The following is a 25,592-nucleotide window of genomic DNA, read 5'->3' as shown; positions in this document are numbered from 1 at the left end:
AAACTAACGTATAATAAATATTAAAAACAAATTAAGAAAGGGTCTTTATGTATGGCAAAAATTGAACGATTTTATAATACTTTCCAACCCGACCACTATGATGTCTACCTTGATATCGACCGGAAAAACAAGACAATTAACGGGAAAACAACTATCACCGGTAATGCTAGCGTACCAAATATCGCAGTTAACCAAAAAGGGCTCCATGTTACTAGTGTCCAGTCAGCTAATCAAGAATTGGATTTTACTACTGATAATGAGGCCGAAGCAATTCGGATTACCCTTCCGCAAACTGGCAATACAACATTCACCATTACTTACGATGCTAAATTAACCGACTCAATGATGGGAATCTATCCATCTTACTATGAGGTTAATGGTGAAAAGAAACAGATTATTGGTACCCAATTTGAAACTACTTTTGCTCGCCAAGCCTTCCCTTGCGTTGACGAACCTGAAGCAAAAGCAACCTTTAGTTTGGCAATCAAATTTGACGAACATCCCGGTGAAACAATTATTGCCAATATGCCCGAAGACCATGTAGAAGATGGTGTTCACTACTTTGAACCAACTGTCCGCATGTCAACTTACCTCGTTGCATTTGCCTTTGGTGAACTACAAAGTAAAATAACGGAAACCAAGAGTGGGGTTAAAGTCGGTGTCTTTGCGACTAAGGCCCATCAAGCAAAAGAACTCGACTTTGCATTAGACATCGCTAAACGGGCAATCGAGTTTTACGAAGATTTCTACCAAACACCATACCCGCTTCCGCATTCCTGGCAATTAGCATTACCTGACTTCTCAGCAGGCGCAATGGAAAACTGGGGACTAGTAACCTACCGGGAAGCTTACCTTCTTCTCGATCCTGACAATACCTCATTAGAAATGAAACAATTAGTTGCGACCGTCATTACCCACGAATTGGCCCACCAGTGGTTTGGTGACCTCGTAACAATGAAGTGGTGGGATGACTTATGGTTGAACGAAAGTTTCGCTAACATGATGGAATACGTGGCCGTTGATGCTCTTCAGCCAGACTGGCACATCTGGGAACTATTCCAAACATCAGAAGCACCAATGGCTCTCCAGCGTGATGCAACTGATGGTGTCCAATCCGTTCACGTTACCGTTAATAATCCGGCCGAAATCGATGCCCTTTTCGATGGAGCAATTGTTTATGCCAAAGGTGCCCGGATGCTGGTAATGGTTCGGGCATTGCTAGGTGACAAAGCGTTGCGTGAAGGTCTTAAGAATTACTTTGCTGCTCATAAATACAATAATGCGACCGGTGCTGATCTCTGGACAGCCTTAGGTGATGCATCAGGTCTTAATATTGGTGAAATCATGAATTCTTGGTTAGAGCAACCGGGATATCCAGTGGTTACTGCTAAAGTTGACGAAAATGGTGATCTCACCTTATCACAACAGCAATTCTTCATTGGTGACGGTAAAGATAACGGGCGCAAGTGGCAAATTCCGCTAAACAGTAATTATGACGCTGCCCCTCAAATCATGGCTGATTACGAAATTAATCTTGGCAATTATGAAAAGTTACGCCAAGAAAATGGGCACCCATTCCGGTTAAACCGCGGTAATAATTCCCACTTCATCGTTAAATATGACGAAACGCTACTAACCGATATTCTCAATCACGTTGATGAGTTAGATCCGATTACTCAACGACAACTTCTCCAAGATCTACGTTTGCTTGCACAAGGTCAACAGGTTTCTTATGCGTCATTAATCCCGCTCTTAGCTAAATTCAAGGACAGCAAGTCATCAATCGTGAATGCTGAGCTTTACCAAATTGCCAACAGTTTAAAGATGTTCGCTAAACCTGGTTCTCCCGCTGAACAAGAATTACGAGAATTCTTTGACAAACTCAGCAAGGATCAGGTTAACCGCCTTGGCTGGTTACCTAAAGATGGTGAAAGCAATGATGATCAATTAACTCGGCCATACATTTTAAGTGCAACATTATACGCTGAGAACCCTACTTCAATTAAGCAAGCACACCAAATTTTTGCTGAATATGAAAATAAATTAGAAAATCTCTCTGCTGATATCCGTGGCTTTATTCTTAAAAATGAAGTCCAACACTTTGGCAGTGAAGAATTATTCGATAAATTAATTAAGCTCTACCAGCAAACTGCAGATGCAAGCTTTAAGCAAGACCTCCGAATGGCTGTCCCAAGTACTACTGATCCCGCCTTAATAAGTAAAGTCGTTAGTTACTTTGAAAATGCGAATGTGGTTAAGCCACAGGATCTTCGTGCATGGTACCACGGCTTATTAGTAAACAACGCTGGTCAGCAGGCCGCATGGAACTGGCTCCGTGACGAATGGCAATGGCTAAATGATACGGTCGGTGGTGACATGGAATTTGCCACTTTTATTACCGTGACTGCTGGCATATTCCACACTCCTGAACGTCTTCAAGAGTTTAAAGCTTTCTTTGAGCCTAAGTTAGATACTCCAGGTCTTACACGCGAAATTAAGATGGACATTAGTGTAATTGAAAGCAAAGTTGATTTAATTAAGAATGAACAGGCTGCTGTTAATAAGGCAATTGCTGAACAAAACTAAATTTTAAGGGATGACTTATTAAGGTAGCCATCCCTTTTTGTGTATTAGTGAACATTAAAATCACCATTAAACCCGAATGTTCCTATTTTAATATAATTATAAACAAATATATTGCATATAGTACGTAGATATCGTATACTGCTGTTGTTGGGGTAGGAACTCCAGAGTTATTGTCCAGCGGAACGGAATGTGAACGTTGGAAGGAAGCTTTGATGCTGCTTTGGTTTTCCGCATTCACCATGAACGGAAACGTCAATGTGTTCCCTGACAAAATATTTCTAAGGGAGTGTATTGATATGTCTACATTATCTTTTACCGGGCCACGGTTTACGACCAGAAATCTTACATTAGCTGCAATGATGGTTGCCCTACAAGTTATTTTAGAAAAGTTGTCAATCGGTGACCCATCAGTTTTAAAATTTAGTTTTGGTTTCGTTGCAACAGCTTTAATTGGTTACTGTCTTGGCCCATGGATTGGTGGTTGGGCAATGGTCGTTTCTGATATTATCAGCAATACGATTCTTAGTTCAGGGAGCCTGTTTTTCCCTGGATTTACCCTCTCCGCTTTTATCTCAGGCGTAATCGCCGGAATGTTTTTATATAATCAAAAAATAAGCTGGCAACGCGTATTAGTATATGAATTTTTCCAAATATTAATTACGAATGTTATTGGAACAACCTTGTGGCTTTACTTGATGAGTCTTAGCTCAAGCAGTAGCAGCCATACCTTCATGGCACTATTATTTGTTCGGCTACCAAAGGAATTAATCACCTGGCCAATTGAGACCATCATTGTATTAATCATATTGCGCCAGCTTGCTAAACTAAATTTAATCACTAAAAATTAATTGAAAAAGTATTGCATTTTCAAAAAATTAAGTTAAAATACAATTAACAAAATAAAAAAGCGATGAGAAAGAAGAGTAGCTAGTTATATTCGCCCAGTGAACTGATGATAGTGTGAAGTCAGTCGACCCTATGCTAGTGAATAACCCTTTCGCGAGTGCTGCTAACCCAAATGAGTTTACTTAAAGTAGGCTTAGCCGGATCCGGACCGTTATCTTACCGGCGGAGCATTATGTGCTCTTGAGGAGGTCTAGATTTTCTAGACAATTTGGGTGGTACCGCGGAAAAAAGCCTTTCGTCCCTTGCTTTTAGGGAACGAAGGGCTTTTTTAATTCATTCCTAAATTTAATTTTTTCAAGGAGTGTTTATTATGGACTTAGTTATTCCACAGGATTATGACCCACGTCTTTCAATTCGGGAAACCGAAGCAGCAATTCGTTACATTCGTGAAACTTTCCAAGATGAATTTGGCAAGGAATTAAACCTTCAACGGATGTCAGCACCAATGTTTGTTGAAAAGAGTACCGGACTAAACGACAACCTAAACGGGATTGAACAACCGGTATCTTTTACGATGAAGGATATGCCCAATGAGACGGTCGAAATTGTTCACTCACTGGCTAAATGGAAGCGACTAGCATTAAAACGGTATGGTTTTGGAATGCATGAAGGTCTCTATACCAACATGAATGCGATTCGTAAAGAAGAAGACCTCGATAACTTCCATTCAATCTATGTTGACCAATGGGACTGGGAAAAGGTTATTTCTAAGGATGAACGAACCGAAGAAACCTTAAAGGCAACTGTCCGTGATATCTTCAAAGTCATCAAGCACATGGAACATGAAGTTTGGTACAAATTCCCGCAGGCAGTATACCACCTTCCTGATGAAATCCACTTTGTCACGACCCAAGAACTTGAAGATCGCTGGCCAGACCTGACCCCGATGGAACGGGAAGACAAGATTGCTAAAGAACTTGGCGCCGTGTTCGTAATGAAGATCGGTGATAAATTAAAGCGTTCTGGCAAGCCACATGACGGCCGCGCACCAGACTATGATGACTGGAGCTTAAATGGTGACATTATTTTCTGGTACGAACCATTGCAACGCCGAATCGAAATCTCCAGTATGGGAATTCGGGTTAGTCCTGAATCAATGAAATATCAGCTCGAACAGGCTCATGCTACTGACCGGGAAAAATTACCTTTCCATAAAATGTTGCTCAACGACGAATTACCATATACAATTGGTGGAGGAATCGGTCAATCCCGCCTCTGCATGCTCCTGCTTGGTAAAGCACACGTTGGGGAAGTGCAAGCAAGTATTTGGCCTGAAGATATGATTAAGAAGTGTGAAGAAAACCACATTCAAATTCTGTAATTTAAGGAGAGTATAAAAGTGGAAACTATTACGATTAGTGAAGCTCCTCAACACGTTGGGGAAACTGTTAAAATCGGTGTTTGGTTAACTGATAAGCGGTCTAGTGGTAAGATTGCATTCTTACAACTTCGTGACGGTACTGGTTTTTTCCAGGGAATCATTCGAAAAAATGATGTTTCTGAAGAAAAGTTTGACTCCGCGAAGCACGACCTTCACCAAGAAACTAGTTTTTGGGTAACTGGTGAAATTGCTGAAGATAAGCGGTCCAAGTTTGGGTATGAAATTCACATCAAAGATTTTGAAATTGTCAGCGAAAGTGAAGATTACCCAATTGGAAACAAGGAACACGGGATTGACTTCCTGCTTGATAATCGTCATTTATGGCTTCGTTCACGCAAGCCATGGGCATTAATGCGGATTCGTAGCCGGGTAAAGCTTGCTACTATGGAATTTTTTGACAAGCATGGTTTTACCCAATTTGATGCTCCTGAATTAACCGGTAGTGCCCCAGAAGGAACAACTGAATTATTCGAAACCGACTATTTCGATCGTTCTGCCTTTCTCTCTCAGTCAGGCCAGTTATATGAAGAAGCAGGTGCCATGGCTCTTGGCCGCGTTTACTCGATGGGACCTACTTTCCGGGCTGAAAAGTCTAAGACGCGTCGGCACTTAATGGAATTCTGGATGATTGAACCGGAAATGGCTTGGATGCACGAGGATGAAAGTGAAGAGATCCAAGAACAATATATTGCCTACTTAATTCAAGACTTGATTGACCACTGTGCAACAGAACTTGAAATGGTTGGCCGAAGTGTTGAAAGTCTAAAGCCATTTACCGAATTACCATACCCACGAATCACCTACAAGGAAGCTATCGAAATGCTTAAGAAGGGTGGTTTTGATATTGAATACGGTGCTGACTTTGGTTCACCTGAAGAGACCTACTTGGCTGACCAATTCCAAAAGCCGGTATTCATCAAGAACTATCCAAAGGAAATCAAAGCATTCTACATGCCAACAGACCCTCAAGATGACCGTCAAGTTATCTGTGCCGACCTGCTAGCACCTGAAGGATACGGTGAAATCATCGGTGGTTCTGAACGTTCATACGACTATGAATACATTACTAACAAGCTAGAAGAAAACGGCTTGAGTAAGGAAGACTACGGCTGGTACGATGATTTACGTAAGTACGGCTCAGTTCCTCACTCTGGATTTGGAATGGGTCTTGAACGGTTCCTTGCCTGGGTTACCCTTCAAGATCATATTCGAGAAAACATTCCGTTCCCACGGATGCTTAACCGGTTGAATCCATAATTAGAGTGTGAGCTAGCAAAGAGCTTGCGAGTTTGGACTATGGCAATAAAGGTCACATTTTGACTTGATTGCAGTTTCACTCTTAACAACTAAACAATATTTAACCAAGCCTCTCCATTTACTTGGCTAGAGGGACAAAGAGTTGAGAATTTTTCTCAGCTCTTTTTTATTACAAAAATAAAATTTTAATTTACCTGCCATTATTCAATATTATCCCGGCCGTATTGACTTAAAATTTCTTTAATTTTTGCAATATAGTCCTTTTTTAATTGTGAAGGAGAAATAACCTTTATTTCCTTACCGTATGACAGTAAATACGTTAACAAATATTGATACTCATTTGCAGAGTAGAACCCCTGTAATCGATTGCCATTTAGCTTCATATCAGGATAGTGATTTTTTAGAAAATATTCACACCCAGCAGTAGTAAGCTCACACGTAAATTTAACTCTTTTCTTGACCCTTTGTCCTTGTCGAATTAAGCTATCAATTTCATCAAGTGTGTACGGGGCCTCTTCTGATAATTCCTCATAATAAGCCAATAAATCACAGCGATAGCGAAAAAAGCAATGGCTATGAATATCTATTCCTTCAATAAACCAGTTTCCATTACGATATAAAAGTCTCCGCAATTGCGCTACTGATAAAGCTCGCTTATCTTGATGCGATTTAATCTTAACTAACTTTGTATTAAGAATTGCTCGCAATAATTGGTGCAATCGATTATTATGATGAACACTGGGTACCCGATAATATTCAACAACTTGTTGTATTTGCCGAACTCTATCTCGTTGTCTATTAGATAATGACTCTAATAATCTGTCGGCAATTCGTGGGTACGACTGCTGGAACGGGTTATCGTTAAGCAACCTAAGAGCACTGATTGCAAAAAAGATCGCTGAAATTTCGCCACTTGTAAAGTTAATTGGAATAAGCGGCTCCTTATTTATTAAGTTGTACCCGCCATACTTTCCCGGTTCACTATAGATTGCTAGTCCCGTTTCTTCTAATGCTTGGAGGTCACGTAAAGCTGTCCGTTTTGAAATTCCAAACTCGTGGATTAAATCCTTTAAATTAAAATGATGGTGATTATCTAGGTAACTTATCTCTTGTACTAATCGTTCAGATTTTTTCATCGTTATTCCTCTTATTGGTGCCATAATTTGTCACCTTTTAATTTTATACTAACAATTAAAAAGGAAAGAGGTATATCGATAATGAAAACACTTATAATTAATGCTCACCCAGACTTCAATAATATTGCTAACCACTACTCACTACAATTACAACAACGCTTTATCAAGGACGTTCAAGAAAAATATCCTAATACTGAAATCACTACACTTAACTTATATCAGCAACAAATTCCCCGACTCGAATATGGTAAAAACGGCTTATTTACCGCATGGAATACAGAAAATACTAATGATGCAACGATTGTTTCGGCCCAACAGGCACATCAACAACTACTCGCCCAATTCTTGGCTCATCACCGCATCGTAATCACTCTTCCCCTTCATAATTTCAATATCCCCTCACGGCTAAAAGACTATCTCGACAATATTATGATTGCTGGCAAAGCATTCCGCTATGTTCATAATGGTTCCGTGCCGTTACTAACGGACAACCGTAAACTAATGGTGCTACAAGCAAGCGGATCTATCTATACCCAAAACGATCGTTACGCTGACCTTGACTTTTCCGTGCAATATCTTAAAGAGATGTTCACCAATATCATGGGCTTTAATTCTTTTGAGTTAGTCCGAGCACAAGGTACTTCAACAAGCCACTGGAATAATCACTCTCTTGAGATGAGCTTCGCAGACCTTGATAAAAAAGTGACCGAATTTTATAGCTAATCTAACATTAAAAGGCATAGTTTCCGCTTTGAAACTATGCCTTTTCAATATCTCTTTTCTATATTTTTAATAAGTCTGCGGGGGTTACAAGCTTAAAATCAGCATTAACCAGCTTTTCAGGAAACACCGACCCATAATTAGCACCAGCAAACTTGATTCCTGCCATTTTTGCTGCGCTTAAATCTGTTTGCATGTCCCCAACATAAACGACTTCTTCTGCCTTTGCGTTGAGTTGTCTCATCGCTAGCAGCAGCGGATCAGGTGCCGGCTTGTGCTTTTCAGTATCGTTTGCTGTAACAGCAATACTAAAATACTTAGCGAAATCATATTTATCTTGAAAGTACTTCTTATATTCCTCACGCGTTTTGGACGTAACAATCGCCATTCTAGTTTGCGTCCTACTAGCAAGATTTTTAAGTACAGCTGGTATTCCAGGTAGCACCTTAACTTGATCAACCTTTTGATATGCTTTTTGAATCCACTCGCGATCAAGAGCACTAATGTCATCAGCCGGTACTCCCAATTTATGTAATGCATCCACTGCAGCAATCCCATACAACTGTTTCTCTATTCCTGCTGGATCTGAAAAGTGATACCCATGATTTTCTAGTGTTTCTAATAAAGCCGGCATATACATTTGAAAAGTATCAATTAATGTCCCGTCAATATCAAAAATAAAGTTTTTTATCGTCATCTTAAGCACTTCCTATGCAAATGAAGTAGCAACACTACCGATTACAATTAAAATAATGCCCCAAATTGTAAACTTCATTTCACGCTTACTCTTATGTTCATGAAGAAGGAGAATTCCACCAAATGTAGCAATTACCACATTTAGTTGCGTCCAAATAAACGCCGAGGTATTTCCATTTGCTTGGGCTGAGAAGATATATGCAAATCCAGCAATTCCCCATGCCAAGCCACCGAGAATATTAAGATATTGCGTCCGTTGTTTGAATGCCTGCCGATCTGCAAACAAATCATAAACAACTGCTCCTAGAAGGATTCCTAACATTTCAGGAAGGAAGATTCCTGTACCACTTTGTTCCTTAATGATTCCGATGTTAGGAAATGATGAATAAACCCAGAAACCAATAGTTGTACACAAAAGGAAGATAACATTACCCATGCTTATCCGTTGTCCCTTTTGGTCAGTAACCGACGTTAATAACGCGCCAATAACTACAATGACTAATGCTGTAATTCCGATTATTTTAGCACGGCTGCCGGCCCAATCACCGAAAATAACCATCCCAATAATCGAGTTTCCTACTAATTGAAATACTGTTGATAGTGGGATAGTATTTGCGACACCAATCCGTTTAAATGAAATAAACTGACCAATTTGACCGATCGTCCATAACGCTCCACATAATACAGCAAACCAAAATGCAGGCGTGCTAACACTTGGTTTAGTAATGACATAAGCAATCAGTCCAATAATCGATGCGCCTGCTCCGATACCAAAAATTTGGTTCGCTGCTGATCCACCAATTTTACCGGTAATCAGCGGCATTGTTCCCCAACCAATTGCGGGAATAAGTGCAATTAAAATATTCAATTTTGTCACTCCTTGTTTTGACTAAATTATTTCGGAAATTATAATAATTTAGGAAACCAGTTTCCTGTCAAGAGAAAGGAGAAAATTAATGGTTACAATATATGACGTCGCCAAAAGAGTAGGTTGTGCCCCGTCAACCATTTCCAAATACATTACAAAACATGGCTACGTAAGCCAGCAACTTGGTCAGCGTATCGCCCTCGCAATTCAAGAACTCGATTATCACTATAACGGAATGGCAAGAAGTCTTAGTACAAATACTAATAACCGGATTGGCATTATGGTTCCTTTTCTTAACCATCCATACTTTCAAGGGCTAGTTTCAGCTATTAGTGAAGCAGCTACAGCGGTAAATAAAGAAGTCATCATTTTTCCAACAAAGTATGATATTAACCGGGAAAAACATTATTTAGCTGAATTAGAACATCAATTAATTAGCGGGTTAATCATTACATCGCATGCCCTGCCGTATCAAGAAATTGCGCAGTATAAGAGATTCGGAGAGATTGTTTTCTGTGAAACCTTAGCTGACGAATCTGTTAAAAGCGTCAATATCAACCGTTATTCAGCTTTTATCGACCTTTTCAAAACACTTAAGAAAAACGTCAAGAGTAATATTGGCTTCCTATTAATCAGACCAGCTAAGCAAAGTATTACAACTAGGGACACTCTTAAAGCCTATCAAGAGGTCTTCCACTCACCTATCCCATCAAATTCTATTCAATATCATTGTTGCACTGCACCAGATGGTCAAAAAGCGGTAGCCAAAATCATTAAAAAGAATCCGCAATTACAAGTTTTATTAACAGAAGGTGATGCCAGTGCAGCGGGAGCCTTTAAATACCTTCAAAAAATAAAACATGACCATATCATGATAATCGGCCAAGGAAACCGGCTGCCAAGTCAGCTGCTTAACTTTTCGTCAATTGACCAACACATTACTCAAATCGGTCAAAAGGCTGTTGCACTAGTACTAGATCATTCAGCAAGAAAAAAAGAGGACGTGTCATTTAATATTATTTGGCGTAAATAATATTAAATGATACATCCTCATCTATGACACTAATAAAACTTTTGCTAACTATTTTTCACCATGAAATCCAACAATTGATACATTACTTGTTTATTTTCAGTAGGAACGCCATGGTCAATAATTTCTTTACCAGTCTGGTGCAAATCATTATGCTCTAATGGATACTGATTGTCGTTAATCGCAATCTCCCGCACATTATCTGCTTCTGGTTCAAAGTGAAATTGAAGACCAATTACGTTACCATTCATAATAAATCCTTGGTTCTTAACCAAATCACTGCTAAATAACAGGTCTGCTTGGTCTGGAACTTCAAACATCTCCTCATGCCAATGCAAAGCAGTTAACTTTTCAGGGATGCCAGGAATAATATCACTCTTTAAGTATACGGGTGCCCAGCCAACTTCTTTATGCGGGGCCTTCTTGATCGCATATCCAAGTGTCTTAGCAATTTGTTGAGCACCGTAGCAAGCACCAAAAATTGGCTTATGATCTGCTAACAATTGACGAATTAAGACCCGCTCTTGCTCAATCCAATCTAAGTCATCATTAGGACTCATTGGACCACCAAGAATAACTAACATGTCGGTCTGATCACTAGTTGGCAAATTGCCAAATTGATATGGATGATAGATATACATCTCATGGCCATGTTCTTGTGACCAGCGCTGGATTGACCCGGGACCTTCATTTGGCGTATGTTGCAAAACATTGATTCTCATCGAATATCCTTTCCGTCGACGGCAATGTTGTATTAGGTATCGCCTGCAAGTACCTAAGATATTATTGTTATACCACTATCCAGAAAAGCTAACAATATTTTTATTCCCAATATTCTTCATATTTACTTGAGGCACCAGTAGAAGCATCAACATCTTCATTACCATCATGCTCCCATTTAAAATTGAAAGTTGGTTGAGTACTATCTTCTACATAATCAACGGTCACGATCATCCCTGAAAAGAACCACCCATCATCAAAATTAACATGATAATTAATCCCATCTTTTGCGGTAACAATAATTGCCCGTTCTAATTCATTTTCAACTGCAAATCCTTGCTCAGGACTATGCTTAACATTGTGAGGCTGAACCGTTTTGCCATAAAATTTAACCCCCTTGTCTCTTACTAGATTTAAGTTCTTCTTAAACCACTGACTAGCATTATCTGTAATAATCAGTTGCACTTTACTCGCGCTCCTCTCAATTTTCTACCTTGTCACGCTTACAACACAACTAGGCTGCTAATACCTAATATTAAAGCTAAACCAATGCCGATAAATAAGACACATCGCCAAATCCGCTGACGTACCTGTTTTACTTTTTGTAAACGGTATTGTGCCAGGATCGCCCTAATCCGTTGTTGATTTTGCGGTTGGAAATCGTGAGTAAGGAAACTTAGCTCTCGTGACAATTGAACGCGATTGAAGAACCATTTCATCCACGAATAATCTGGCTTTATAAACTGACTCCTTGTTATCCACCGCGGATTACTCGTGTGTACTGGCAAAATGAAAATGCGGATAATAATTCCTGGCTTTATCTTTGCTTCTCCATTATGATATTGTGAAATTGGAACATTAATCAACGCTCCCAGCAATATATCTCGCCATTCCCCAGGGTGGTGTTGACGGTGTTCATCCAATGGTTGTTGAAGATCCTTTGCTAATTGATAGTTCTCTATTTTGCCATTTGTGAATTGAACTTGTACCCAATAAGACCGTCTATTTCGATAATGTCGATGCGTCGGTCGCTTTTGCTTTTTCTTATTCTGATATAATGCTCGTTTAGAAAATGACCAATCACGTGTATCTGGTGTCTCCATTTCTAAGCTCCCCCTATTGCCATCTCACCTGTTACCACATTAAATTTCTTGTATTTATAAAAGCTACAATTTAAAATAATAACAAAAAATTGAATCATGGTGACTATAATGACTAAAAAATTATTACTTCTTTCGACTGGTGGCACGATTGCATCTGTCGTATCTGATGAAGGACTAGCTCCTGGCGAATCTGGCGAAAAACTAATTAAGATGCTGGGCCGGTTACAATATGATGTCACTGTTCGTGATATTTTAGAACTCGACTCATCTAATATTCAACCGGAAGAATGGAAAATTATCGCTGAGGCTGTTTATGATCACCGCAACGATTACGATGGAATTGTTGTTTCACATGGAACAGATACGATGGCATATACTGCCTCTATGCTTACGTTTATGTTACAGCACATCAATCTTCCAGTAGTTCTAACTGGAAGTCAAGTACCAATGAATGTTCTCCTCAGTGATGCACCGGATAATCTCCGACTAGCATTTACTGCTGCCGCTAATTGTACGCCTGGAGTTTATATCGCATTCAATCGAAAAGTAATGCGAGGCTGTCGTAGTGTCAAAGTCAGAACCACGGCTTTTGATGCCTTCGAAAGTGTTAACGTTCCTCCTGTCGCTGAAGTCACCTCGGATGGCTTTTCAGTTAAGGACCATCGTTTACCCCAGCCGGGTGAATGTCAATTAAACACAACGATTGATACCCACGTGTCATTAGTTAAACTCTTCCCGGGATTTGATCCAGCCCTGCTTCATGCAATGGCGAAGAATGGCTGTCACGGAATCGTTATCGAAGCGTATGGTCTTGGTGGAATGACATCAATTCGTCGTAACATGGTAGCTGCTGTTGGGGAATTAATTCGTAATGGAATCCCGATTATCACTACTAGCCAGTGTCTTTATGAACGAAGCGATTTAACTAAATACGAAGTTGGACGGCTAGCACTCTTAGAAGGCGCAATCAGTGCCCGGGACATGACCTCGGAAAGTGCCATTACTAAATTAATGTGGGGACTTGGTCAAGGTATGGATATCAAGGAAATTACTGACTTCTTTAATACTGACGTTGCTGGCGAAGTAACCATCGATTAAGGTTTAACAATTACCCTACAATAAATACATCAAAAATGAGCGGAAAACATTGTCTTACTAGGCAGTTGTTTTCCGCTCATTTCAGTTAAAATCGATAATTTTAGTTTTGCTTAATCTTCCCGCTAATAACGTCACTATAAATTGGCGTTGGAAGACCAAATCCGCCACAAACTGGAACTAATTCTCCAGTAATATCGCGTGATTCCTCGCTTGCCAAAAATGCTACTGCATTAGCAATATCTTCAGGTTCAATGAAGTGACCAAGCGGTACATTATTTAAGAACGTCTCCGTAAAGTCCTTGGAAAGCTTCTTAATTGCATCTGTATCAACCATCCCCGGTAAAACAGCATTGCAACGAATATTTTGACGAGCGTATTGAACGGCAATATTTCGTGTCAACGAGTCAATAGCTGCTTTAGACGTTGTATAAGCCAATCGTGAAACATCTGGTGTTGTTCCTGCTACTGAAGAGATGTTAACAATACTGCCACCAGTCTTTTGCTTCATCATTTGTTCAACAACATAGCGTGATCCATAGTAGACACTACCAATATTTTCCTTAATAATCGCAAAGAATTTTTCAGGATCGCCTGTTGTTAAGGTTAAGTCATGAGCAATATCAGTAGTTCCAAAATTGTTAACTAAAATATCAACTTTTCCAGCATCTTTGACTACTTCGTCGACCATTGGCTTATATGAACTAAAGTCAATGGCATTGTAAACTACGCGCCGATAATGGTCATTTTCTGCATGTAGCTTATTAGTCAAGTTAATGTCCTTATCACTATCACGAACTGCCATATAAACAGTTGCGCCATCTTCAACAAACTTTTTAACAATTGCAAAACCAATTCCACGGCTACATGCTGTTACAATTGCAACTTTTCCTGTTAAATCGCTCATATCCATACCTTCCTTATTAATAAATTTATAGCATTCTACGGTTTCATTATAGCGAATCTACCACTAAACCTTAAGAATAATGCTTTTACTAAAAAATAATTTATTAAAAGATATAGAATAAGCTAAAACATAATTTAATTTGCTATTTTATAAACCGGTTAAGAATAACCATTCCGACAATCAATAACAGGATTGCCAAAGCATATAACACAATTTCAATCGGATCACCATGGGTGGCAATTAACCACCGCAATAATGCCGTAACTCCCAAGCTCATCAAAAAATTCACTGAGATATGACCATTATGTTTGAGGGCTGAAATAATCATCGCAACAAACTCAAAAAATAAAAAGAAAACAATCACATTATCAAGAATCTTAAAATAATCATTAGCGAGATTAACCGTTAACAATTGTGTACTAAGGTTGAATAATTCAACAAATAGGACAACGCTCAAACAGATTCCTAATAGGGCCATTGCAATAATTGTCAGTAACTGAAGAAATCGGCTAAATTTAACAATAAATTGATTAAACCTTTCCATGATAATTCTCCATTAGCCTAGTTAAAACCAGCTGCGCAGCCAATTAATAAATCGCGACCACCATGACTGTGCTTCCTGTTTTACAGCTTGCCCATCTTTAGAATTTAAAAATTTCTTTGCCTTATTCATCATGTCGCCTGAAGAATTCTTAACATTATTAATGGTATCAGTAACATGAGAACTATAATCCTTACTTGAACTAATTGGCGCATTATTAAATTGGACTAAAGCATTAATAATTGGTTGTTCATACTTCTTAGTTTCATTGTAAATATTATGTGTTTCTAATTTTTGATTTAATGTTGTCTGAATTTCACCCTGCGTTGGGGTGTTTCCTTGCTTCTTTTGCTGGTTAATCTCCTTAGTCGTATCACCAACAGCAGCCATTAATTTACCCGGATACTTACTATCATCCTTATTTGCTTCAATTGCACTATTAGTAGCGGTAAGCATCTGGTTAGCTGACTGCGTATTCTGTTCATTTAAACTAACGCCATCTGCTGCAATCGCCTTGTATACCCCAGTCAGTGCTGACTCACCGGATACAGCACGGTTAGCACTGACGGTAATCGTTACGTCTGTTACTCCTGCCATTTGTGCAACCATCGCATATTGTTGGGCTGTTACTTTCGTAATATTATCTTTCCCATTAAATTTTTTCACATTAACTTTAATTCCTGAACCTGGATCGGTCGGAACAATTGCAACTGAACTCACCATTGCAGCATTCGTAGTCGATCCATTTGGGTTAATGTACTTTTGATAATCGCTCGCCGTCGCCGTTAACGTTGTAAAATTATCATCAACCGCAAGAACGTTGTCTAGCTCGCTCTTATCTGCTGCTCCAGCGCCATATACGACATACGATTTATTTAAGGTATGCGTCTGTATATTAGTATTACTAGTTGAATTCTCATTAGTCGTCTCAGCAGCATACACTACCGATTGACTTACCGGAACTGCTAACATTGACATCATAAGTGTTGAGGCAATCAATACCTTTGCTAATTTTTTCGAACGCACTTTTTTATCTCCTTTTACCATGAAATAAATTATATTAATCATATAGAAACTGCTGTCAAAATACTAGCATCTCTCTAACATCTTTATAACAGTTTAATGATTATAACTAGAGAGATTTCGCTACTGCTCCTCTTTCAGCAACTTTTGGGTGTCTTTTAACCACTGAATCTGCCCTTGCGTTCGTGAAATTGCCCGTGCCAAAATCAAATAGTGCCCATAATTATTTTGAATCGTCTTCTCATTAGGAAAAACAGTTTGCCGGCGTTGCATTAAATACTTAAGATCTTTCTTTAATAATACTAATTGGCGGGCAATCAGCTGTGGAATCCGTTTATCATGCTTGTCCTTAATAAAAAATAGCTTTAACGAAAATAAGTCTTCATGAACCGGCAAATCCGTTACCAACTGTCCTAACCACTTGTTTAAAATTTCTCGTCCTTCATCAGTTAATGTATAGTAGCGCTCTTTAGCATTATCTTTACTTGTAGCATCATATATCCACCCATCATTCACCATTCGCTTTAATTCCGGGTAGACTTGACTATGAGATGCCCTCCAAAAATCGCCAATTTCTGTGTCAAATTCAGCAGTAATTTCACGTCCTGTAATCTGGGGATGATTATTAATTATTCCTAAAATAATAAAAGGAAGAATTCGTTTCTTTGGCATTATTAGCCCTCCAAACATTAATTCTTCCATTATTATACTAATTATTTTTGAATTCGATGATAATTTTCATCAAAGTACCGCCCCGCACGAATATCATCAGTAATACCGTCATAAGGTGCTTCAGCGATCACATCTTCATTGTTTTGACCAGCATTTCCAATGTACGTAATATGAGCAAATTCAGGAACTACTAATTTAGGATAAGTATCATATTTTTCCCGTGCTTCATGCATCCGGTCAATGTGTTCATTTTGGAACGTAACAGTAATTTCAGGATGTTGTTTTACCCATGCTGGGAAGAAAATAGTTCCGTTAAGCTTTTTCTCATTAGGAACAAAATCAAGTGCAACATCTGTCCCCGTTGGTTCGGTCCAAGCGACCTTATAAATTCCCTCGGTAAGCATCACAATGTTAGCCTCTTGATCTTTTACCCAGCGACCAGCAACCATTCCACCATGAATTCGGTAGTCAACAGTATGGTCATTTTTAGCGTACCATTCATATTCCCAACCGTTATCATAGGTGTAAATAAAGTGGGTACCTAAAAAATCATCAAGTGTCTTAAATTTCTTTTCAGTCATTACAATCATCCCTTCACATTTTTATCGTTGATTCTATTTTATGTCGTTATCGACACAAAGTCAATAAAAAAAAAAGGAGGTATCTTTTTGACCACCTTTATTTTTCCCACAAGAATTTAATTAACTCGCGGTTAACTTGCGCATTGTTATGTAACTTACTGTGCTGGGCATTTTTCCCTTTAATTTCAACTTCTTTATAGGATTTTGCACGGTTACCCACTAAATATTTCAACGACTTAGCTGAATTTACTGGGACATCCTCATCAGAATGACTGCCATCGCCGATATCCCCATAAATATTGAGAACCGCCGTATTCCGTGGAAAGTCTTGACGTAAACCTAAGAGTTCACGATAAGCTGAATCCATTTTACTTGGTTCACCAGTTTGCGGATTTATCGTTATATTGGCCGTATCGCTTTGACCTACTAAACCATCATAGTGACCTGCAATTGCGACCAAATGTGCTACTTGGGGCAACTTTTTATCATTTACATTATCATTAATATAATTGATAATTTCAAGGTTACCCATGGAATGGCCGACAAAGTTTATTTTTTTATAGTGGTGTTGTTTTTCGAGGGCTAACACAACGTTTTTAATGTACTCGCCACCCCGATGGTACCCCTTCATATAGTTATCTTGATAAGCACTTAACTTATTGTCTTCTAAGTTCACCTCAACAATTGGATTTACCGCGTTTGCAGGAATCTGACGATTAAAGGTATCCTTCCCTTTTTTATCAACATTAGCCCGAACAATTGTCTTAGTCACACCCGCATCACGAGCGGCATTTGCCATCTTTTCTTCCGCATGAGAACTACTTCCCCAACCATGAACAAAGATTGTTGGAGTTGAAGATTGGACATAATGCGTTACAGCATGAGCCTGTTGTTTAAAACCAATCATAATAGCAAGTACCGTTGCTAACCCTAATAATAGTTTTAAATACTTTTTCATTGATTTCTCCTTTCTAAATTGCTAAAAATACTGCAATTTTCAGACATAACATCAAATAAATAGTATCCTAATCTTCCTTAATTACTTTGATTACCTTTGCAGGGACACCGGCAACCACCGCATTATCCGGCACGTCTTTAGTAACAACGGCTCCTGCAGCCACTACCGCATTCTTGCCGATTGTTACCCCTGGAAGAACTGTCGCATTTGCACCTATCCAGGCATTTTCCTTAATCAATACTGGCTTCAATTCCACTTGCCGCCGTTCTGATGGGGCTAAGGGGTGGTTTACCGAAACAATCGTTACATTAGGAGCAATTAAAACATTATCTGCTAATTCAATCCCTCCAAGGTCAGTAAACATGGCCCCGCTATTAATAAAAACATGTTTACCAATTTTTAGGTTTGCGCCATAGTCACTCCGGATCGGTAAGCGAATTTCAACTGTATCATCAATCTTTTGCCCAGTGATATCGCCTATAACTTGCCTAATTTCTGTTTGAGATGCTGGACGGTTGTTTAACTGTTGTAGTAAGTCTTGATTTTTTAAGGCTATCTGAGTAATCTTGCTTAATTCATTTACTCTAGTCATTGTTCTCCCTCTTTTCCTTAAAATTATTATTTATAGTTTAACCAAGTCGTAGAACAATGTTAAATACTTATATTAAATGACTTATTATAACTAATAGGTATCGCTAAAAATAAAAATCATTGCATTGAGGTTTTGAATTAAATGCAATGATTTTATTTATTAAGCAAAATTAAGTGTATCTATCCAGGCATCAATTTGCTGAGCATTATTTAGTACAGCACCTTGATTAATATTCGTATCATAATTATTTTGTTTAATTGCCCGTTCAATATAGCTTTGTGACCGTGCATAATTGGTTCCGCCCGAGGTCGCAAATAATGCTAAATTCTTACCATTTAAATTAAGATGGTCAATCACCGAACTAATCATCCGCGGCGGTATTGCCCACCAAATTGGATGTCCAATAACAATATTATCGTAGCCACTAATATCAGGTAAGTCATCTTTGATTTCAACCCGGCTATTGTGCTCATGTTGTTCAATTGAAGTCCGGCTACTCGAATCATGCCAATCTAAATCAGCAGCCGTATATGGTTGAGCTGCATGAATTTCAGCAATATCAGCGCCAAGTTTTTCTGCAATTTGCTCAGCAATCTTTTTAGTCGTATTTGTAGCTGAATAGTATAAAACAAGGGTATTTGCCATTAGAAATCGCTCCTTTATTAATCACTTATTACTCAACAACGTTAGTATAAAACTTAAAGTAAGCTTTAAGTCAATAATAAAAAGTAATTTTTTCTGTACCATCAGCAAAGAGTTTTATTATAAATAAAATATCACTTAATGCCAAAATCATATAGTAAAGTAACTTTGCGCAAAAATCCCCCAGAGCTAACTTTTTTAACTCTAGGGGATTCATGCTCTTATACTTTTTCTATGAATCTTATAATTAGTGGTCTTTATCGATGTTTAGTACTTTCTTAGAAGTTGCATTTATATTAACTTCTTTAACTGTTTTACCATCTTTTACTTTAACTTCCCATACCGCTTGGTCCTGTTTTTCCTGTTCTAGTTTCCATTCAATACTATTTCCCTTTTTAGCAGCCTTTTCTGCAATCTGGCTAGCTTCGTCACGACTAATCGTTTGGCTTAGATCTAGTGCATACTGCTTATCATTCTTATCAAGCTTTTCAGATTTAGCAGAAATCACTTTTCCATCCTTAGCATTGACTTTGACCTTATACTCATTTGTTTTATCAAATCCCTTAACCTTATATACATACTTACCGTGATCATTTTCTAGCTCCACTTCATTAATTTGTTTATCGTTGTACTTTTGGTTAAATTGATCAATTGCAGCTTGCTGGTCAATCTTAATATCATTTTTATTTGCCGTCTTTTCGTGTTGGACAGCTGCCTCAATTTTTTCATAACCACCATGGGTAGCCATTACCCCAATTCCACCAGCGCCTAACAAAATTCCGCCGCTGATGCAAGCTGTAATAAGCATCTTTTTCGTTAACTTGGTAGCTTTTCTTAATTTCTTTGCTGAATCTGGTTGATTATTCATTTTTTTAGTCATTTAATATTCTTCCCTTCTGTATCTCCTGTTGATGATTTTATTTTACAAAATAAAAAAACTGTAAAAACCAAAAACAGGTAAAAGTACGATGAAGAAATCTTCATTTTTGGCGAGGAAGATATACTGTAAAAATTGTTCCTACCGGGTCATTATCGTGAATTGTTATTTGTCCATGATATTTCTCAACAATTGCTTTAACGATTGCTAAACCAATTCCTGAACCAGTAATTTTATTTGAATGTGACTCATCTTCACGATAAAAGCGGTCAAAAACCTTTTGACGATTCTCCTTAGCAATTCCCTGACCTCGATCAGCAACTTTAAGAATTATTTGGTCGCTATTCGATGTCAACTGAATTCTAATTACTGAATTATGTGGTGAATATTTAGCCGCATTTTCTAAAAGGTTATGAACTAAGCTTTGAAAATCACCTTTTGTTATACGATAAAGTAAAGCTGGCTGTAAATCCATCACAAATTTATGGTGGTATGCGCCTTGTAGCGATCTAACTTCATCAACAATAATTTCGGGCAAGGCAATTTCTGTTAGTGGTTTTGTATGATGCCCTTCCAAAATAAGAAGTTCATTTACTAATTGGCTCATCCGTTGCGTTTCCTGATCAATATATTTTAATGATTTGGTGACTAATTCTGGATGTTGTTTACCATGCCGCCTTATCAAATTTACATGACCAAGAATTCCGGCAAGGGGAGTCTTAAGTTCATGTGAAGCATTTGCAATAAATTCTTTTTCTCGTTGCATTGCCTGATATTGCCGCTTCAATAATTGGTTAAAGGACTGTGCTACCTTTTTTACTTCTAGTGGTTGCTGCGGGATAGTTAAAGTCTGTAAATTATTGTTCTGAGGTACTATTGAGTCAATTTCCCTACTTAAATTAGTTAATGGCCTTGTCCATCGATGGGCCAAACGGTGAATTATCGGAATAGAAGCCATAATTGCGGCAATGTTGATCAATATTGTCACTATTAGTAGCCAACCAGTTAATTTAATCAGATCATCGACATTGATTGCTACTTTCACAATTCGATCATGATGAAGTTTTTCTTGCCGTAAATAATAAATTCCATGACGGGTTATCTGTAAATTTTTAATCGCTAAATTACGATGGCTAATCCGCTTAAAAATTTTATGCGCTTTAGGGGAAGCAAATTTTTGTTGACCATCAGTAATTTCAATTGCATCATCATCTTGACGGGCAACATACGCATTTAAAAAAGTTTCATGGCTTTTATTTATTGGCCAGTCTTTTTCAATTGTTTCAACTACTTCTTCTGCCTGATCATCAGCATATCGATAAATTAAATCACTAGCAGTAACGATAAAGACCAGGTTAATAACAACCAAAATTGTGATAAATAACCCTAAAAAAAGCCGTGTTAATTGACGAGCAGCAGTTACCGAATAATTTTTCTTCATGCTTCATCCCCTAATACATAGCCAACCCCACGAATCGTTTTAATCAAATTCCGGTACCCGCCTAATTTGCTTCGTAAAGCCCGAACATATACATCCACTGTATTAGTTTGACCATCAAAATCATAGCCCCATATTTCGTTAAGAAGGTCATCCCGCGTGTGTACTATGCCAGGCTCTTTCATTAAGGAAACCATTAGTGAAAATTCTTTGGGAGTCAGGTGAACCTGTTTTTCGTCGATTAAAAATTGATGCTTCAATAAATCTATTTTAAATGGTCCGAAATTATAAAGATGTTTCTTATCCTGTCCTTGTTTTAACCGGCGCAAGGCAACACGGATTCTAGCTAAAAGCTCCTCGATTTCAAATGGTTTAGTAATATAATCATCCAGTCCTTGATCAAGAGCCATACTAATATCTGATGTCTGACTACGCGCAGTAATCATAATAACCGGAATATCACTTGTTTTACGAATTCGACGTAATACTGTTAAGCCATCATATACCGGGAGCATCCAATCTAATAGGATTAGTGTTATATTTTCTTTTTTAAATATATCTAATGCCTCTTGGCCGTCTTTTGCCCAGATAACTTTATACCCTTCAAGTTCCAGCTCAGTTATCATAAAACTTGCTAAGCTTTCTTCATCTTCAACCAACATAATTACTATTTGTTCCATTCCTACTGTCTCCTCTAAGGTACCCTTCACTAGAGAAATTACCGTTCCATATAATTATGCAATATATCATCCGAGGTCGCTTTTAACTTTAAGTAATCAATATTGTTAGAAAAAAGCATAATCATTCGCTTAGTCTTATAATCGGCGACAAAACAACTATTATAGCCAGGAATACTTCCGTTGGCCCGAATAATATCTCCATCGAAGTACACCCCGCCAAAATAGGCAACTTCTTGATTCTTTGCTTGCTGGTAAAATGCCGGTATTATTTTAGGATCTTTTAAAACACCATCATAAATAAATTTCCAGTAATCATTAGGAGACATAAATAAATTTCCAGCGCCAAAATCAGATGATGTAGTAACCGTAACGCGGTGCCAATCAGCAGTAGGATCCATTGTTTGTGGAACTTCTTTTTGCGAAACTGCAGAAAAATCTTTAATCTGATGAAGATGAAGCGGCTTAGCAAAATTCTTTTGAATATAAGCATTATAGCTAGAATGCGTCTGTTTTCGGATAATCGCTGCCAACATTTCATAATCCACATCCTGATAATCCCACGCATGAGTATGGTCATTTTTCAAGTGTTTAAACATATATGCAATTTGTTGTTTCTCACCCTTAAGTGGCACAAACGGGCGATCATTATTAATTAATCCGCTGGTATGGTTCATCAATTCGCGGATTGTTATATCTTCATGTCCAGCCGCTTGTGGATAATACTTATACAGCGGCGTATCCCAATCCAATTGCTTTTTTTGTTTTAATTGATATATCGCTGTCCCTGTCATAACTTTTTGAAGTGATGCAATCGGAAATAATTGGTTTGCCCGTACTATTTGTCTTTTATTAGACGTTTCATTATTAGTTATTGCAATCGGCTGGCTTGTTTTTCCGCTGACTAGCATTACACCGTTAATATGGTGCGATTTTAAATAGTCCTTGAGTTGTTCCTGGGTTTGCTTGTCTACCATGTCAGCCGCTTTAGCCCGTGGTTGAATTGCTACTAAAAATAATACAAAGGAACATAGTAGCAAAAATAGGTTAACTTTTTTCATCATTATAAATAATTCCTTTCGCTTAATTCTCAAAATCATTTCTTAGAAGCAGCACTTTTATTGCCAAATTCCTATCCTTCTTTCTAATTATATAAAATATTTTTATTTTTCTCTCCTGTAAGCTACCCAACTTAACTTTGGCTTTAAACCGTCGAAAGCGCTATAGTAAAATTAGTGGGATAGTAATATATTTATGTAGAGAAGGTGTCGTTTTTGCAAGAACTTGACTGGTGTTTGCGAATGCTTCTAGCAGCTTTTTGTGGTGGAATCATCGGCTTCGAACGAAAAAGTAAAGCTAAAAACGCTGGAATTAGGACTCATGCCCTGATTGCCCTTGGCGCCGCTCTTGTAATGATTGTTTCTAAGTACGGATTCTTTGATCTCCTTAAAATCACTCATAGCAACTGGGCTGTTGACCCTTCCCGTATTGCTGCGCAGGTAGTTAGTGGAATCGGTTTCTTAGGTGCCGGGACAATTATTAACCGCCACGATCAAATTATTGATGGTTTAACGACTGCTGCCGGAATTTGGGTAACCGGTGCAATTGGGCTTGCTTATGGAAGCGGCTTGTACAGCATTGGCGTTATTGGAACTGCCTGTGTATTATTAGCTGAAGTCCTCGGTAAATACATTGATCAATTTGCGCTCCACCAAGGAAAGGGGTTCTCCTGCTTTATTCTTTTAGACGGTGATACTGACCAGCTTCATGACATTATTGAACAATTAAATCACCGCTATTTTAAGGCACCGGTAAGATACACAATCTATAGCTATGAAAATGGCAAAATAACTTGTCGTATCTTCGGTGAACTACGCTCAAAGATACGAGCAGAAAACATCTTTGATTATCTTGTCAAATTAGATAATATTGAAAACGTTGAATTAGAATAATACTAGGAAGAGGGCAAATAGCAAACTGCTATTTGGTCTTTTTTAGTTACCTTATATTAGATATTAGCTAAAATAATTATAGGAGGTGGCATAATGAAGATTCTTATTGTAATTGACGATTATTTTAGTACCACTAATGGGATGGCAATATCAACCCAGCGTTTTGTGAAGCAATTTCGGCAATTAGGGCATGAAGTTCGAGTCCTTTCAACTGGTAAAGTTGACTATCAAGTCCCTCGCTTTACGCCACCTTTTTTCAATCAATTAATAGCAGAACAAGGCTATGTATTTGGTCGCCCTGTCCATTCAATATTGAAAAGGGCAATCACCTGGGCAGATATCATTCACCTTGATACACCTTTCTTCCTTGGTATCGAGGCAGGTATCGTTGCTAACACGCTTGGAAAACCTGTTACCGGTACTTTTCATCTTTATCCCGAAAATATGACCGCTTCCGTTCCACCACTCGACCGCCCGCTCGTAAATAAAAAAATTATGCAATTCTTTCGTAACTGGTCTTATAAGCACTGCTGCGCAATCCAGTGCCCAACTACAAAAGTTAAGGATCGACTTGAACGTTATCATTTTCCACAAAAACTGGTCGTCATTTCTAATGGCATTCCAGCTACCTTTTTAACCAATAAACATATTGAAAACTCAAATAAGCTGTTCACAATCCTTTGTATTGGTCGTTACTCTCGCGAAAAAGATCAAGCAACTTTGCTTAAGGCCATGCGATTAGTCCCCAATAGGGCAAGCATCCAACTTATCTTAGCAGGAAAAGGCCCATTACAAGATGAATACCATAAATTGGCAGAGGGATTAGCTAACAAGCCAATCATGAAATATTATCCACCAATTAAATTGCGACAATTAGATAGTCGTGCCGATCTAGTGGTTCACTGTGCTAATGTCGAAGTTGAAGGAATGGCTTGTATGGAAGCTTTTGCATCAGGTTGTGTTCCCGTCATTGCCAATAGCCCTCTTTCTTCAACTGCCGCCTACGCACTTACTGCCAATAATCAGTTTCCTGCAGGTGATGAAACAGTACTCGCAAACCGCATAAATTATTGGTACACTCATCCGAACGAACTAAAAGAATGGCGGGAAAAATACGTCAATTATGCTAAGAAACTCTCCGTTCAATTATCCGCTAAAAAAGTCATTACAATGATGGAAAATGCGCAAAATAAAGAATAACCAATTGCAAAATTTGATAGATAATAAAGGCCAC

The 25,592-nt window shown here is 38.3% G+C and carries 27 protein-coding genes, 1 riboswitch and 1 other annotated feature; of the genes, 9 read left to right on the top strand and 18 right to left on the bottom strand.

Annotation, left to right across the window (positions count from 1 at the left end; all coding sequences use genetic code 11):
* The first annotated feature begins 51 nt into the window (after positions 1-51).
* From H5S39_RS05155 to asnS, 4 genes are all read left to right on the top strand, one after another.
* Positions 52-2,586, top strand: a complete 2,535-nt coding sequence (locus H5S39_RS05155; RefSeq protein ID WP_182596073.1) for a M1 family metallopeptidase — start codon at positions 52-54, stop codon at positions 2,584-2,586.
* 146 nt (positions 2,587-2,732) lie between these two features.
* Positions 2,733-2,828: riboswitch (THF riboswitch) on the top strand.
* Between the two features lie 54 nt (positions 2,829-2,882).
* Positions 2,883-3,434, top strand: coding sequence for a folate family ECF transporter S component (locus tag H5S39_RS05150; protein WP_182596072.1), 552 nt, complete (start codon positions 2,883-2,885; stop codon positions 3,432-3,434).
* Positions 3,435-3,487: 53 nt separating this feature from the next.
* Positions 3,488-3,738: a binding site (T-box leader), on the top strand.
* Positions 3,739-3,802: 64 nt separating this feature from the next.
* The gene (gene asnA / locus H5S39_RS05145; RefSeq protein ID WP_182596071.1) at positions 3,803-4,813 is read left to right on the top strand and encodes an aspartate--ammonia ligase; all 1,011 of its coding nucleotides are present in this window, start codon (positions 3,803-3,805) and stop codon (positions 4,811-4,813) included.
* A gap of 18 nt (positions 4,814-4,831) precedes the next feature.
* Positions 4,832-6,130, top strand: coding sequence for an asparagine--tRNA ligase (gene asnS / locus H5S39_RS05140; protein ID WP_182596070.1), 1,299 nt, complete (start codon positions 4,832-4,834; stop codon positions 6,128-6,130).
* Between the two features lie 200 nt (positions 6,131-6,330).
* Here asnS and H5S39_RS05135 read toward each other — a convergent pair whose 3' ends face one another.
* Positions 6,331-7,266 (bottom strand): helix-turn-helix transcriptional regulator, encoded by a 936-nt coding sequence (locus H5S39_RS05135; RefSeq protein ID WP_182596069.1) that lies wholly within the window; start codon positions 7,264-7,266, stop codon positions 6,331-6,333.
* 81 nt (positions 7,267-7,347) lie between these two features.
* Between H5S39_RS05135 and H5S39_RS05130 the strand changes: the two genes are divergently transcribed.
* Positions 7,348-7,989 (top strand): FMN-dependent NADH-azoreductase, encoded by a 642-nt coding sequence (locus tag H5S39_RS05130; protein ID WP_182596068.1) that lies wholly within the window; start codon positions 7,348-7,350, stop codon positions 7,987-7,989.
* A 58-nt stretch (positions 7,990-8,047) separates the two neighbouring features.
* Here the strand turns inward: H5S39_RS05130 and H5S39_RS05125 are convergent, their stop codons facing one another.
* Positions 8,048-8,683 (bottom strand): HAD family hydrolase, encoded by a 636-nt coding sequence (locus H5S39_RS05125; protein WP_182596067.1) that lies wholly within the window; start codon positions 8,681-8,683, stop codon positions 8,048-8,050.
* Between the two features lie 12 nt (positions 8,684-8,695).
* Positions 8,696-9,550 (bottom strand): GRP family sugar transporter, encoded by an 855-nt coding sequence (locus tag H5S39_RS05120; RefSeq protein ID WP_182596066.1) that lies wholly within the window; start codon positions 9,548-9,550, stop codon positions 8,696-8,698.
* A gap of 88 nt (positions 9,551-9,638) precedes the next feature.
* On the opposite strand from H5S39_RS05120, the gene H5S39_RS05115 reads away from it, so the two are divergent.
* Entirely contained in the window at positions 9,639-10,583 is a 945-nt protein-coding gene (locus H5S39_RS05115; RefSeq protein WP_182596065.1) for a LacI family DNA-binding transcriptional regulator, read from the top strand.
* A 44-nt stretch (positions 10,584-10,627) separates the two neighbouring features.
* Here H5S39_RS05115 and H5S39_RS05110 read toward each other — a convergent pair whose 3' ends face one another.
* The 3 genes from H5S39_RS05110 to H5S39_RS05100 all read right to left on the bottom strand — a co-directional run bounded on the left by H5S39_RS05110 (position 10,628) and on the right by H5S39_RS05100 (position 12,403).
* A complete protein-coding gene (locus tag H5S39_RS05110; protein WP_182596064.1) occupies positions 10,628-11,302 on the bottom strand; it encodes a type 1 glutamine amidotransferase in 675 nt (224 codons plus the stop codon).
* 100 nt (positions 11,303-11,402) lie between these two features.
* Positions 11,403-11,765, bottom strand: coding sequence for a HesB/YadR/YfhF family protein (locus H5S39_RS05105; protein ID WP_182596063.1), 363 nt, complete (start codon positions 11,763-11,765; stop codon positions 11,403-11,405).
* 38 nt (positions 11,766-11,803) lie between these two features.
* Positions 11,804-12,403: a DUF7679 family protein gene (locus tag H5S39_RS05100; RefSeq protein WP_182596062.1), complete on the bottom strand. Its 600-nt coding sequence runs from the start codon at positions 12,401-12,403 to the stop codon at positions 11,804-11,806.
* A 108-nt stretch (positions 12,404-12,511) separates the two neighbouring features.
* Between H5S39_RS05100 and H5S39_RS05095 the strand changes: the two genes are divergently transcribed.
* Positions 12,512-13,501, top strand: coding sequence for an asparaginase (locus H5S39_RS05095; RefSeq protein ID WP_182596061.1), 990 nt, complete (start codon positions 12,512-12,514; stop codon positions 13,499-13,501).
* A gap of 100 nt (positions 13,502-13,601) precedes the next feature.
* Here the strand turns inward: H5S39_RS05095 and H5S39_RS05090 are convergent, their stop codons facing one another.
* The 12 genes from H5S39_RS05090 to H5S39_RS05035 all read right to left on the bottom strand — a co-directional run bounded on the left by H5S39_RS05090 (position 13,602) and on the right by H5S39_RS05035 (position 23,467).
* On the bottom strand, positions 13,602-14,405 hold the full coding sequence (locus H5S39_RS05090; protein ID WP_182596060.1) for an SDR family NAD(P)-dependent oxidoreductase: 804 nt from the start codon (positions 14,403-14,405) through the stop codon (positions 13,602-13,604).
* A 142-nt stretch (positions 14,406-14,547) separates the two neighbouring features.
* Positions 14,548-14,949: a phosphate-starvation-inducible protein PsiE gene (psiE, locus tag H5S39_RS05085; RefSeq protein ID WP_182596059.1), complete on the bottom strand. Its 402-nt coding sequence runs from the start codon at positions 14,947-14,949 to the stop codon at positions 14,548-14,550.
* A 21-nt stretch (positions 14,950-14,970) separates the two neighbouring features.
* On the bottom strand, positions 14,971-15,972 hold the full coding sequence (locus H5S39_RS05080) for a DUF1002 domain-containing protein (protein WP_182596058.1): 1,002 nt from the start codon (positions 15,970-15,972) through the stop codon (positions 14,971-14,973).
* 120 nt (positions 15,973-16,092) lie between these two features.
* Complete coding sequence (locus H5S39_RS05075; protein ID WP_182596057.1) at positions 16,093-16,641, bottom strand: PadR family transcriptional regulator; 549 nt, start codon at positions 16,639-16,641, stop codon at positions 16,093-16,095.
* Positions 16,642-16,682: 41 nt separating this feature from the next.
* On the bottom strand, positions 16,683-17,222 hold the full coding sequence (locus H5S39_RS05070) for a phenolic acid decarboxylase (protein WP_182596056.1): 540 nt from the start codon (positions 17,220-17,222) through the stop codon (positions 16,683-16,685).
* 97 nt (positions 17,223-17,319) lie between these two features.
* On the bottom strand, positions 17,320-18,180 hold the full coding sequence (locus H5S39_RS05065) for an alpha/beta hydrolase (protein ID WP_182596055.1): 861 nt from the start codon (positions 18,178-18,180) through the stop codon (positions 17,320-17,322).
* 67 nt (positions 18,181-18,247) lie between these two features.
* Positions 18,248-18,772 (bottom strand): DapH/DapD/GlmU-related protein, encoded by a 525-nt coding sequence (locus H5S39_RS05060; protein ID WP_182596054.1) that lies wholly within the window; start codon positions 18,770-18,772, stop codon positions 18,248-18,250.
* A 159-nt stretch (positions 18,773-18,931) separates the two neighbouring features.
* A complete protein-coding gene (locus H5S39_RS05055) occupies positions 18,932-19,417 on the bottom strand; it encodes a flavodoxin (RefSeq protein WP_182596053.1) in 486 nt (161 codons plus the stop codon).
* 244 nt (positions 19,418-19,661) lie between these two features.
* Entirely contained in the window at positions 19,662-20,294 is a 633-nt protein-coding gene (locus tag H5S39_RS05050) for a PepSY domain-containing protein (RefSeq protein WP_182596052.1), read from the bottom strand.
* Positions 20,295-20,394: 100 nt separating this feature from the next.
* Positions 20,395-21,732: a sensor histidine kinase gene (locus tag H5S39_RS05045; protein ID WP_182596051.1), complete on the bottom strand. Its 1,338-nt coding sequence runs from the start codon at positions 21,730-21,732 to the stop codon at positions 20,395-20,397.
* Positions 21,729-22,409: a response regulator transcription factor gene (locus H5S39_RS05040; protein ID WP_182596050.1), complete on the bottom strand. Its 681-nt coding sequence runs from the start codon at positions 22,407-22,409 to the stop codon at positions 21,729-21,731. Before H5S39_RS05040 ends, H5S39_RS05045 begins: the two co-directional genes overlap by 4 nt.
* A gap of 38 nt (positions 22,410-22,447) precedes the next feature.
* Positions 22,448-23,467 carry a serine hydrolase domain-containing protein gene (locus H5S39_RS05035; RefSeq protein ID WP_182596099.1) on the bottom strand — a complete coding sequence of 340 codons (1,020 nt, stop codon included), beginning with the start codon at positions 23,465-23,467 and terminating at the stop codon, positions 22,448-22,450.
* Between the two features lie 213 nt (positions 23,468-23,680).
* On the opposite strand from H5S39_RS05035, the gene H5S39_RS05030 reads away from it, so the two are divergent.
* Both H5S39_RS05030 and H5S39_RS05025 read left to right on the top strand, forming a co-directional pair.
* Positions 23,681-24,358, top strand: coding sequence for an MgtC/SapB family protein (locus H5S39_RS05030; RefSeq protein WP_231832860.1), 678 nt, complete (start codon positions 23,681-23,683; stop codon positions 24,356-24,358).
* 93 nt (positions 24,359-24,451) lie between these two features.
* Positions 24,452-25,558, top strand: a complete 1,107-nt coding sequence (locus tag H5S39_RS05025) for a glycosyltransferase (RefSeq protein WP_182596049.1) — start codon at positions 24,452-24,454, stop codon at positions 25,556-25,558.
* Positions 25,559-25,592 lie beyond the last annotated feature (34 nt).

Origin of the sequence: Limosilactobacillus rudii (genome assembly GCF_014145455.1) — a bacterium.
Classification (GTDB): domain Bacteria; phylum Bacillota; class Bacilli; order Lactobacillales; family Lactobacillaceae; genus Limosilactobacillus; species Limosilactobacillus rudii.
This window is presented reverse-complemented; position numbering and strand designations above follow the sequence as displayed.